Source organism: Citricoccus sp., assembly GCF_032154715.1.
Taxonomy (GTDB): Bacteria; Actinomycetota; Actinomycetes; order Actinomycetales; family Micrococcaceae; genus Citricoccus.
On sequence record NZ_JALDXU010000105.1, the window covers coordinates 1 to 11,083 of the forward strand.

Here is an 11,083-nt window from a genome sequence, read left to right on the forward strand (position 1 = left end):
CGTCAAAGGTGATCCACCCGCGGGCGATCAAGCGATGCAGCGCGGGATACAACGAGCCTTGCTCGACCAGCAGTACGTCATTCGAACCGCTTTCGATCGCTTTGACGATGGCGTGGCCGTGCGCCGGGCCGAGGCGCAGCGCCGCTCCGCGAAGGCCACACCGACGCCCTCGACGCTGCCCTCCGGTGAGACGGCGCCCAGCCCGAGTCCCTCCGCCACGTCCAGCACGCCGACTCCGGACGAGGCCACCGGTGCCTGGCCGGACGGGATCGTGGGCGTGGCACCCCGGGCCGAACTGCTGTCCATCTCGGTCCACCTCGGTTCCAGCGACCCCGACGGTCCGTCCCCGGAGGACCAGATCGCCGAGGCCGTCACCTGGGCCGTGGACCACGGGGCCGATGTCATCAACATGTCCCTCGGCTCCACCCGTCAGGACTGGCCGGAGAGCTGGGACCGGGCCTTCCTGCACGCCGAGCAGAACGATGTGGTGGTGGTGGCCGCCGCCGGCAACCGCGCCTCCGGAACCCTGACCGCAGGGGCCCCGGCCACCATTCCCGGTGTGCTGACCGTGGCGGGACTCAACCCCGATGGAACGGCCAGCTGGGACTCCTCCACGGAGGGGATCTCGATCGGGGTGGCAGCACCGGCCGACCCGCTGGTCGGCGCCGTGCCGGGTGGCGGCTGGACGGAGTGGGCGGGCACCTCGGGAGCCGCCCCGCTCGTGGCGGGACTGGCCGCCCTGATCCGGTCCGAGTACCCGGAGATGCCGGCCCACCAGGTCATCCACCGCATTCTGGCCACGGCCGAGGACGCCGGCGTTCCTGGCGAGGACCCGGTCTACGGGCACGGCATCATCGACGCAGCGGCAGCCGTGACGGCGGACGTCGGTGCCGTCGACCGCAATCCCATGGACACCCTCGCCGATTGGATCCGCGTCCACCGCCGCGCCGAGTCCTCCGGTGCGCCGACGCCCACCGCGACCCCGAGCGGGGAGCCGGCCGAGCCGACGTCGGCCCCGGATCCGCTGTCCACGGAGCTGCCGCAGGCGGCCGTCCCGGCCGACCCTGCCCCGGGACTGCAGCCGGCGCTCGTGATCGGCACGGGCCTCGTGGTCGCCGGACTGGCAGCCACCGCCGTGGTCCTGTATCTCCGGCAGCGCAGATCACCCGAGCGTTGAGCCAGGTCAGCGGACCACGTCGACTCCCTCCGGCTCGCCGGCAGCGGAGCGATACTTTGTGACTTTGTGAAAAATTTCACGAAGTGCGGTGGGCGGGTCTAGGCTGAGTGTCATGGCAATCACTCCGCAGCTGTCCCCGAAGCCCCGTGTCCTCATCGTCGGCGGCGGTTACGCCGGCCTGTACGTCGCCAAGAACCTGGAGAAGAAGGTCAAGGAGCGTGGCGGCGTCGTCACCCTCGTGGACCCGAACCCGTACATGACCTACCAGCCGTTCCTGCCGGAGGTCGTCGGCGGGAACATCGAGCCCCGGCACATCGTGGTGGACCACCGCACCCACCTGAAGAACTCCGAGATCGTCCAGGGCAAGGTCATCAAGGTGGAGCACGCCCGCAAGACCGCCACTGTCCAGACCCAGGACGGCTCTGAGTTCGAGATCCCCTACCAGGACGTCGTCATGACCGCCGGCGCCACCACCCGCGTCTTCCCGATCCCGGGCCTGGGCGAGGCCGGCATCGGCATGAAGACCGTGCAGGAGGCCGTGCAGCTGCGCAACCAGATCCTGGACCGCATCGAGGCCGCTTCCACCATGACGGACGCCGCCGCCCGCAGCCGCGCCCTGACCTTCGCCGTCGTCGGCGGCGGCTTCAACGGGGTCGAGACCATTTCCGAGATGGAGGACCTGATCCGGTCCGTCATCAAGAAGAATCCCCGCCTGGCCCAGTCCGATGCGCGCATCGTCCTGATCGAGGCCATGGGCAAGATCATGCCGGAGGTCGGCGAGGACCAGGCTGTCGAGGTCGTCGAGCACCTGAAGTCCCGCGGCATCGAGGTCCTGCTCAACACCTCGCTGGCCGGTGCCGAGGGCGGCGTCCTGAAGCTCATCAACATGCAGGACAAGTCCGACGCCGGCTCCTTCGAGACCGACACCCTCGTCTGGACCGCCGGTGTGGCCGCCAACGCCGTGGCCAAGCAGACCGATTTCCCGGTCGAGCAGCGCGGGCGCATCGAGGTCACCCCGACCCTGCAGATCTCCGACGGAGACGGCGGGGTCCTCGAGGGCGCCTGGGGTGCCGGCGACGTGTGCGCCGTGCCGGACCTGACCGGTGACGGCCCCGGCGGTCACTGTGTTCCCAACGCCCAGCACGCCGTGCGCCAGGCCAAGCGCCTCGCCGCCAACCTGCTGGCCGTGCGCTTCGGCGAGGGCGCCGTGGAGGAGTACGTCCACAAGTCCCTCGGTGCCGTGGCCGGCCTCGGCTTCGGCAAGGGCGTCGGCAACCCGATGGGTCTCAAGCTCAGCGGCATCCCGGCGTGGCTGGCTCACCGCGGCTACCACGGCCTGGCCATGCCCACGTACGAGCGCAAGGCCCGCGTGGTCTCCGACTGGCTGCTGTCCGTGGTGTTCGGCCGCGACACCACGCCGATCGAAGGCCTCGAGAACCCGCACAATCCCTTCCTCGAGGCAGCCGGCGGCGAGCTCAAGCCGGGCCGCTTCGACCATCCGAAGGTGTTGGAGTCCACGAAGTCCTCGACGTAGGTTTCGACGGGGCTCGAAGTACGCTTCGGCTCCACGGCGGCCCGGTACCCTTGAGGGGTTCCGGGCCGCAGTCGCGTCCCGCCCCCATAGCCCAATTGGCAGAGGCAGGAGACTTAAAATCTCTGTGTTGTGGGTTCGAGTCCCACTGGGGGCACTGTCCGGGCCTCTTTTCCGGCCACTCCGGCCGCTCAGCCCGTTAAGCCGTCAGCGGAGGGGAGAGCTCCTCGTCCGTTGTCAGGTTGCTTTTCAGGTTCGGCAGATAGACTGACATCAGTCCCCATCACGTCCATGCCGGGCCACCCGGGCCGGAGAGCACGACCGTGGACCGCACGCGACCAGCAGAGGAGATGGCCAGTGGCCAACCCCGTCTTCAACAGCAAGAACTTCCAGGAACAGATGCACTCCGGTGACGGCCGGGGTGGCGCCGCCACGCAGCAGGCGCCGGGCTGGTACCAGGGCGGTTCCCGGGGCCAGGCTCCGCAGGGCCAGACCCAGCAGCCGCAGTTCGGTCAGCGGGCGCCGCAGGGCCAGCCGGGCCAGCAGTACACCCCGGAGCAGCTGGAGCAGATGTACGCCCAGCCTGCCGCGGGTCCCGCTGACACGGGCCGGATGAGCTACAACGACGTCATCGCCAAGACCGTCATCACCCTGCTGCTCGTCGTGGTGGGTGCCGCCGTCGGCTGGAACATGCCGGCCCTCATGCTGCCCGGCGCCATCGTCGGCCTGGTCCTGGGACTCGTCAACGCCTTCAAGCGCGAGCCCTCGCCCGTGCTCATCCTGATCTACGCCGCCGCGCAGGGCCTGTTCCTCGGTGGTATCTCCGGCGTCTTCGAGCAGATGTGGCCGGGCATCGCGGTCCAGGCCGTGCTGGCCACACTCTGCGTGTTCGCCGTGACCCTGGCGCTCTTTGCCTCCGGCAAGTGGCGCGTCTCCAAGAAGTCCGTGAAGATCTTCATGGTCGCGATGATCGGTTACGCGCTGTTCTCCGTGGTCAACCTCTTCCTGATGCTCTTCGGCGTCACCGACGCCATGTTCGGCCTGCGCGGCGAGTTCCCGCTGCTGGGTCTGGGCATCGGTCTCCTCGCCGTCTTCCTGGCCGCGTTCTCGCTGATCATGGACTTCACCGCCATCACCCAGGGCGTCCAGGCCGGCGCCCCGCAGAAGTACTCCTGGTCCGCCGCCTTCGGCCTCACCGTGACCCTGATCTGGCTTTACGTCGAGATCTTGCGCATCCTGGCGATCCTGCGCGGCAACGACTGACCACGCACTGAACCGTCCACAGCCATCGGCTGGCCCCGTCCGGGACGTATCACCCGGACGGAGCCAGCCGATTCTGGGTTAATGGAGTCATGAACGCGTCCGAGAACCGTCCCGCCGGCCTGCCAGCCGTGCCCTCCCGTCAGTCCTCCCACGAGCCCTCCGGCCAGGCTGCCGGGCTGCCGTTCGGCGATCCCGCCGTGACGGGCACCCAGTATGTGCTGCGCCACGGCGGGGCCGAGGCCATCATCACCTCGCTGGCCGGCGCCCTGCGCCGTTATGAGGCGGATGGGACGGCATGGGTGGAGACCTACGGCGCGGATGAGGTCCCGCCCTCCGCCTGTGGCATCCAGCTGTCCCCGTGGCCCAATCGCGTGCGGGACGGGCGCTGGACGCTGGACGGCGCGACCCAGCAGCTGGACCTCACCGAACCATCCCGCTCGAACGCCAGTCACGGACTGCTGCGCAACACCGCCTTCGTCCCGGCTGAGCAGACGGACCGCCGGGTGGTCCTGCGCGGCGAGATCCACCCGCAGCACGGCTACCCGTTCCGCCTCACCCACCAGGTCACGTACACCCTGGCCGACGACGGCGCCCTCACCGTCCACCAGCAGCTCACCAACCATTCCGACCGGCCGGCACCGGCCGCCTTGGGCGCCCATCCCTTCCTGCGGATCGGGGACGTGCCCAGTGAGGATTTGGTGCTGACCCTGCCGGCGGCCACCCGGGTGCTGTCCGATGACCAGTTCATCCCCACCGGGACGGCCCCGGTTCACGGCACGGCCGAGGACTTCCGCGACGGCCGGCAGGTGGGCACCGAACTGCTCGACGCGGCCTTCACCGATCTGGAGCCCGGCGACGACGGCCGCCACCATCACGCGCTGTCCGCGCCGGATGGGCGTAGCGTGGAACTCTGGACGGACCCGGCTTTCGGCTATGTCCACGTCTTCTTCACGGATCGGTTCCCCGGACGTCCCCGGGCGGTGGCGGTGGAGCCGATGACGGCTCCGGCCAACGCCCTCAACAGTGGAGACGGACTGGTGTGGATCGGTCCGGGGGAGCGGATGGGCGCCGCCTGGGGCCTATCTCACCACCGTCCACTGCACCGTCCCTCCCACCCTTCACACGACCGTCCACACACTGAGGAGGCAGTCCGTTGAGCACTCGCCCAGAGTCCGGGGCGCCGGAGGCTCCGGTTCCCGGGCTACCCGAAGTCCCGGGCCCGCGGCCCGAGGCCCGGGTGCCGGATCCCCTCCTGACCGCGCCCGATCAGGCCAACCGGGTGGCCGCCGACGTACCCTACGGGCTGACGGTGGCCGCCGCCTGGTCCTGGCGGGTGCTGATGGTGCTGGCGATGGCCGGGGCCGGCATCTGGCTGCTGAGCCATGTCTCGCTCCTGGTCATCCCCCTGATCGTGGCGGCCCTGCTGTCCACCCTGCTCGCGCCGATCCACAAGCGGTTCGTGGGCTGGGGCCTCCCGCGGGGACTGTCCGTGACCGGCGTCATCCTCGGGTTCATCATCCTCGTCCTGGGCCTGCTGACCCTGGTCGGCCAGCAGCTGGCCGTGGGCTTCACGGACATGCGGGACCAGATCGTGGTGGGCGTCCAGGGCATCGTCGGCTGGCTGGAGAGCTTCGGCGTCACCACGGACCAGTGGAACAACATCCTCTCGGACCTCGGCGAGGCGGTCCGGGCCAACAGCCAGACCATCCTCTCGGGTGCCCTGGGCTTCGGCTCCACCGCCGGCAACATCGCGGCCGGCACGGTGCTGGCCGTCTTCGCACTGATCTTCTTCCTCTATGACGGCAAGAGGATCTGGCGGTTCTGCCTGAACTTCGTCCCCGCCCGCCATCGCATCGCCATCGACGGTGCCGGCGAGGTCGGCTGGACCTCCCTGGGCACCTACGTCCGGGTCCAGATCTTCGTGGCGTTCGTCGATGCCCTGGGTATCGGACTGGGGGCCATGATCCTCGGGGTGCCGCTGGCACTGCCACTCGGTGTGCTGGTGTTCTTCGGCTCGTTCATCCCGCTCGTGGGTGCCGTCCTGACCGGCGCGGTGGCCGTGATGCTGGCCCTCGTCGCCAACGGCTGGGTGAACGCGCTGATCATGCTCGGCGTGGTGCTCCTGGTCCAGCAGATTGAAGGCAACGTCCTGCAGCCGCTGGTCATGGGGCGTGCGGTCAGCCTGCACCCTCTGGCCGTGTTCCTGGCCGTGGCCGGGGGCACCGCGGTGATGGGTCTGGTCGGCGCGATCTTCGCCGTGCCGTTGATGGCCTTCCTGAACTCCACCATCAAGTACCTCCACGCCAAGCCATGGCTCGAGAACGAACCCGAACCCGCGGCGGCCTCGGACTACCGCGATACCCGGCTCAAGGACCGGGCCGCCGGTCTCGAGGGGCGCTGGGGCCGGGCCTACGTGACCATCGACGGCGTGGTCCGTCGGGCCACGAGCGGCACGAGCGTTACTGCCGGAGCCGGCGGCACCGGCGGCACCCGCGCCGCCGGCGACGGAGCGCCTGGCAGCGGTGACGAAGGCGCACCCAGCGCCGCGGAGCGTGCCCTGTCCGCCAAGCGGCGGCGCCAGGCCCGCCGCCAGCTCAAGCGGTCACAGTCCCGATCGCGCTTCCTGCCCCGCCGTTTCCGCCGGAACCACGCCGCTGGTGGTCACTCCGATGCCGGGGCCGGAGCCGATGCCGGCGTCAGTTCCGGCCCCGAGGCCAGTTCCGAGGCTGGACTCGGTGCCGGTGCTGCTGCTGGTGGCCCGGAGGCCGATACCGGTGACGCTGCTGCCCACGGAACCGGCACCGCGGGCAATCTTCGCGGCAGCGGCTCCGCGGGGGAGGACAATACGGGGACGGACCACTCCGGCCGCCGGCCGGACCGAAACGGAGGACCACAGTGACCACCACCCCCCAGAGCAGTGCAGAGACCGCGACGGGTACGGCTGCCGACCGCGCGGAACTCCCGGAACTTCCCGTCACCTTGGCGGACATCGAGGAGGCCCGGCGACTGCTGGACGGGATCATTGTCCCCACGCCGCTGGACCACTCCCGTGCCTTGGGCCGGCTCACCGGCTCCGTGGTTCACCTCAAGTGCGAGAACCTGCAGCGTGCCGGATCCTTCAAGGTGCGCGGCGCCTACGTCAGGATGGCAAAGCTCTCCGAGGACGAGCGCGCCCGCGGGGTGGTGGCGGCCTCCGCCGGCAACCACGCCCAAGGGGTGGCCCTGGCCGCCTCCAAGCTGGGGATCAAGGCGACCATCTTCATGCCACGCGGCGTCGCGCTGCCGAAGTTGCAGGCCACGAAGGACCACGGCGCCGAGGTGAAGCTGCACGGCAACAACGTGGACGAAGCCCTGTCCGAGGCGCAGCGGTATGCGGACGAGTCCGGATCCGTCTTCATCCACCCCTTCGACAACGCCGACGTGGTGGCCGGCCAGGGCACGATCGGCCTGGAGATCTTCGAACAGGATCCGGAGGTGGACACGCTGGTGATGGGCATCGGCGGCGGCGGCCTGCTCGCCGGCGTGGCCGTGGCCGTCAAGGAGATGGCCCGCCGACAGGGCCGGCACATCAACATCATCGGTGTCCAGGCGGAGAACGCCGCGGCCTATCCGCCGTCGCTGGCCGCAGACGCCGTGGTGCCCCTCTCCCACGTCTCGACCATCGCGGACGGCATCGCCGTGGGCAAGCCCGGTCAAATTCCCTTCCAGATCATCAAGGAACTCGTGGACGGGGTCGTCACCGTGTCCGAGGACGCGATCGCCAACGCCCTGGTGTTTCTGCTGGAGCGGTCCAAGATGGTGGTCGAGCCCGCCGGCGTGGTGGGCGTGGCCGCGTTGCTGGAGGGCAAGCTGGCCGAGCTCGGGATCGAGTCCAAGCACACCGTGGCGCTGCTCTCCGGCGGCAACGTGGACCCGATGCTGATGCTCAAGGTCATCCAGTCCGGCCTGGCCGCGGGCGGCCGCTACCTGACCGTCAAGATCTCCCTGCGGGACCGTCCCGGCGAGCTCGCCAACATCTCCCGGATCATCTCCGAGACCGAGGCCAACGTCACCCGGGTGGACCACAGCCGCATCGGCGGCTCCCTCAGCATGGGGGACGTGACGATCACGATTGACATGGAGACCCGCGGACCCGAGCACTCCGAACAGGTCCTGGGACAGTTGCGCTCGTCCGGCTACCAGCCGATCGTGCAGCACTAGCCGGGTTGCTCTGAGCGACTCGCGCATCCTGACCCTGGGGCACCATGTCGAAGCTGCCTAAGCCGCCAGACCGGGGCGCCAATAGAAGTTGCGACGGGGCCGCCGTTCGGGGTCGAGGTATCGGGCCGGGACGAACCACGGGACGCCCCGGCGGACAGAGATCTCCCAGGCTCCGGCGTGAACGGCGTGATGGTGGTGTGAACACAGCAGCGCCCCGTTCTCCACCGATGTCGGACCGCCGTCCTCCCAGTGGTGGATGTGATGGGCCTCGCACCAGGGCGCCGGAATCGAACAACCGGGTGCCGTGCAACCTCCGTCCCGGGCCGTGATGGCGCGCCTGAGCTGAGGTGTGAACAACCGCTTGGAGCGGCCCACGTCCAGAACCTCGCCGCTGCCGCCCAAGACGACCGGGATCAGATCGGCCTCGCAGGTGAGCTGTCGGATCGTCTGTGGATTGATGTCTCCCACGTAGGAGGTGGTCGAGATCGTCCGATCACGGGGTCCCGATGGGCTCGATAGGCCAGGCGGGCCAGGCGGGCCAGGCGGAACCGGCGGGCCGGCTGGGCCTGCTGGATCGGGAAGTCTGGACGATCCGGTCGAGCCTCTTCGGGCAGTCCGTTCTGCGGTGTGCGCGTCAGCCGCAGCGCCGAATCGGGCGATCAGCGTTTCGTAGTCGATGACCGCCATGATCTGAGGCCGGGCCCGGACTCTGGGGCCGGGCTGTGCGCCGCCCGCTGGGTTGGTGTTGCCGATGCCGCGGCCGTCCGCGCCCACGCCCGTTTCAGGACCGATACCGACCAGGGCCAGCGCGCCCGTCAATGCACTGACGAGCCCGTCGAGTTCTCGCTGAGCCCGGCTGCGTCCATCGAGGGTTTCATTCACGGCCAGTTCGGGTGCACCGTCCTCTTCCTCGGTACCGGTGGTGCCGGTGCGGTCTTGATGCCGGCCCGTCAGGTCCATCCTGCAGTCAGATCGCGTCTTCCGGGGGCTGGACGCAGCGCAGACCACCGTTGTGAGGACCTCATGCTGAGCGTCGCTGGCCAGCAGTGTCCACTGATGCAGCCCCTTGCCCGGACCGCGGTAGAACAAGCCCTGCGTGGCCTTGAGCTGGGCGTCGGTCGGTTCGGAACCGTCTGGATTGACCACGGCTTCAAACCGCTGCCGCCAGTGCGCGCAGACCCTTCTCAGCGTGTCCGGATCCAGGTCCCGGGCCTGGGCGACCAGCAGCCGCTCGCCGTCCGCGAGAAGGTCGCCTACGGTCCCCGGAGCCGTGTTTGCCAGGACGGCCTCGCGGTGGGCGGAGGCGATCGTGCCCACGATCATGTCCACGGCTGCTTCGCCCATCTCTGCTGTCTGGACCGCCTCGGCCAGGACTGGCATCACGGCGGGTATCACGGTGGTTCGGTCCAGCGTCAGCGACGCCATGGTGTGGGTGGCCCGAGCCAGCAGGGCCTTTGCCTCGCGGCGATCGATCCGCAAGAGGGTGCGCAGATACTCTGCGCCGTTCCTGAAGGCACACTTTCCGGGTGGGATGCCCAGCAGTTCCTCCCGAAGGTGGTGTGCCTCGAAAATCCGGTCAGTGTGCCCGGCCAAGGCGGTCCGGGCAGAGTCGATGGCCCGAGCCAGAGCCTCCACGCCCAACTGCAACTCCGGCAAGGATCCGGTCACGTTCTCGCTACGGGTGGAGTCCGCACCATCATGACTGTTCAATTCACGGTCGATGACCAAAGCGTCCTCGAATCCGCCCGCCTCGGGGGCAGCACGGTCCGCATGCGCGTAGAGGCCCCAGTCATCGCTGCGGTCCACTGCCGAACCCTGCGGGACGCGCGGCAATCGGTCCGCCAGCCTGGGGTCAGCCAGTCGAGAGGAGAGCTCGGCGGCCAAGGCGCGGGATTGAGCCACTAGCTCAGGCAGGGGCAGCTCGGCCAGCACATCACTGTCCACCATGGTCCCCCGTACTGTGCGTTCGCATATCGCCACACCAGCCATGATCGACTAGTACTGGTATTCGAACACGGGTGGCGGACGAGTTAAGCGCCGAGCGCTCAAGATGTGGTCGACGCACCTCATGTTGGGAGGTGTGGAGGACGGCGTGAAGGACGAAGCGGACCAGGGGTGGGGACTCGGTTACTCAGGAAGAGGGCTCGGGTCTGCGGATTCTCAGCCAGCGTTGGCAGCGACCGTGGCCATGGTGGAGGCGGTGAAGGGGTCCACCCGGCGCTTGACGGCTTCCACGACCGGAATGCCTTGGGCGATCTCCTCGATCCGCCGGGGCAACTCGCGCCGGTTCAGCTGGCCGCGCGCCGGGCCCAGCAGGCCGTGGGCCACGTTGAGGGCCTTGAGGAGGCCGAGTTCCGTTGCCTCGGCGAGGGTGGCCTGGCGGTCACCGGCCAGCACCTGACCCAGCCGCTCGCGCAGGGCGATCTCCGGGGCTGGACTGCTGGTCACGAATCGGGGCCCGCGGAGGAGGCGGGACTCTTCGGTGACGATGCCCTGCCGGGCCAGGCTCTGGCCCACGGCCGTGTCCGGATTGAGCTGAGAACGGCCCACCAGGGTGGAGATCTTCTGCCCCGACATCGCGTCCAGGGCCGGCAGGACGGCGTCTAGCGGGGCGTGGCCGGTCATCCCGGCCCGCACCACGGTTACCTGTGGGTCCTTGCCCTCCCGGGCGATCTCGACCGTGCCGAGCTCGGCGAGATCGGCGAGGGTGGCCGCTGCGAGCCCATAGCGGCGGTATTTCCGCGCTCGGCCGGCCGCGCCGTGGTCCTTGGTCAGCAGCAGGAACATCTCTTCGACGATGAGCATGCGACCAACCTAACAAGGTGCCGGCCTGGCCGTCGCGCCCCGCGGGCCGCTATATCCACCGACCGACGGCCTCACCACGAGAACGGCGGCGCACCGGGGAACCGGTG

The 11,083-nt window shown here is 69.3% G+C and carries 9 protein-coding genes and 1 tRNA gene; 7 read left to right on the top strand and 3 right to left on the bottom strand.

What is annotated here, in order from left to right; translation table 11 throughout:
• On the bottom strand, positions 1–391 hold a 391-nt coding region (locus tag RUH65_RS15710), incomplete at its 3' end, for a helix-turn-helix transcriptional regulator (protein ID WP_396180296.1).
• Here RUH65_RS15710 and RUH65_RS13700 point away from each other — a divergent pair.
• The 7 genes from RUH65_RS13700 to ilvA all read left to right on the top strand — a co-directional run bounded on the left by RUH65_RS13700 (position 278) and on the right by ilvA (position 8,171).
• A complete protein-coding gene (locus RUH65_RS13700) occupies positions 278–1,177 on the top strand; it encodes a S8 family peptidase (protein WP_396180297.1) in 900 nt (299 codons plus the stop codon). The two genes, RUH65_RS15710 and RUH65_RS13700, sit on opposite strands and share 114 nt — an antisense overlap.
• Before the next feature lie 112 nt (positions 1,178–1,289).
• Entirely contained in the window at positions 1,290–2,711 is a 1,422-nt protein-coding gene (locus RUH65_RS13705) for an FAD-dependent oxidoreductase (RefSeq protein ID WP_313818131.1), read from the top strand.
• 80 nt (positions 2,712–2,791) lie between these two features.
• Positions 2,792–2,865: transfer RNA gene (locus RUH65_RS13710), tRNA-Leu, on the top strand.
• A gap of 200 nt (positions 2,866–3,065) precedes the next feature.
• Positions 3,066–3,971, top strand: coding sequence for a Bax inhibitor-1/YccA family protein (locus RUH65_RS13715; protein WP_313818132.1), 906 nt, complete (start codon positions 3,066–3,068; stop codon positions 3,969–3,971).
• 89 nt (positions 3,972–4,060) lie between these two features.
• Complete coding sequence (locus RUH65_RS13720; protein ID WP_313818133.1) at positions 4,061–5,128, top strand: aldose 1-epimerase family protein; 1,068 nt, start codon at positions 4,061–4,063, stop codon at positions 5,126–5,128.
• On the top strand, positions 5,125–6,870 hold the full coding sequence (locus RUH65_RS13725) for an AI-2E family transporter (RefSeq protein ID WP_313818135.1): 1,746 nt from the start codon (positions 5,125–5,127) through the stop codon (positions 6,868–6,870). Before RUH65_RS13720 ends, RUH65_RS13725 begins: the two co-directional genes overlap by 4 nt.
• An 80-nt stretch (positions 6,871–6,950) precedes the next feature.
• Positions 6,951–8,171 carry a threonine ammonia-lyase gene (ilvA, locus tag RUH65_RS13730; RefSeq protein ID WP_313818141.1) on the top strand — a complete coding sequence of 407 codons (1,221 nt, stop codon included), beginning with the start codon at positions 6,951–6,953 and terminating at the stop codon, positions 8,169–8,171.
• A 57-nt stretch (positions 8,172–8,228) separates the two neighbouring features.
• Here the strand turns inward: ilvA and RUH65_RS13735 are convergent, their stop codons facing one another.
• Entirely contained in the window at positions 8,229–10,118 is a 1,890-nt protein-coding gene (locus RUH65_RS13735; protein ID WP_313818137.1) for an HNH endonuclease signature motif containing protein, read from the bottom strand.
• A gap of 213 nt (positions 10,119–10,331) precedes the next feature.
• Positions 10,332–10,976: a GPP34 family phosphoprotein gene (locus RUH65_RS13740; protein ID WP_313818139.1), complete on the bottom strand. Its 645-nt coding sequence runs from the start codon at positions 10,974–10,976 to the stop codon at positions 10,332–10,334.
• Positions 10,977–11,083 lie beyond the last annotated feature (107 nt).

What these genes read in the sequence shown, in the direction of transcription:
- RUH65_RS13720 (WP_313818133.1), top strand. Translation starts at nt 4,061, where the DNA reads ATGAACGCGTCCGAGAACCGTCCCGCCGGCCTGCCAGCCGTGCCCTCC.
- RUH65_RS13705 (WP_313818131.1), top strand. Translation starts at nt 1,290, where the DNA reads ATGGCAATCACTCCGCAGCTGTCCCCGAAGCCCCGTGTCCTCATCGTC.
- RUH65_RS13735 (WP_313818137.1), bottom strand. Translation starts at nt 10,118, where the DNA reads ATGGTGGACAGTGATGTGCTGGCCGAGCTGCCCCTGCCTGAGCTAGTG.
- RUH65_RS13740 (WP_313818139.1), bottom strand. Translation starts at nt 10,976, where the DNA reads ATGCTCATCGTCGAAGAGATGTTCCTGCTGCTGACCAAGGACCACGGC.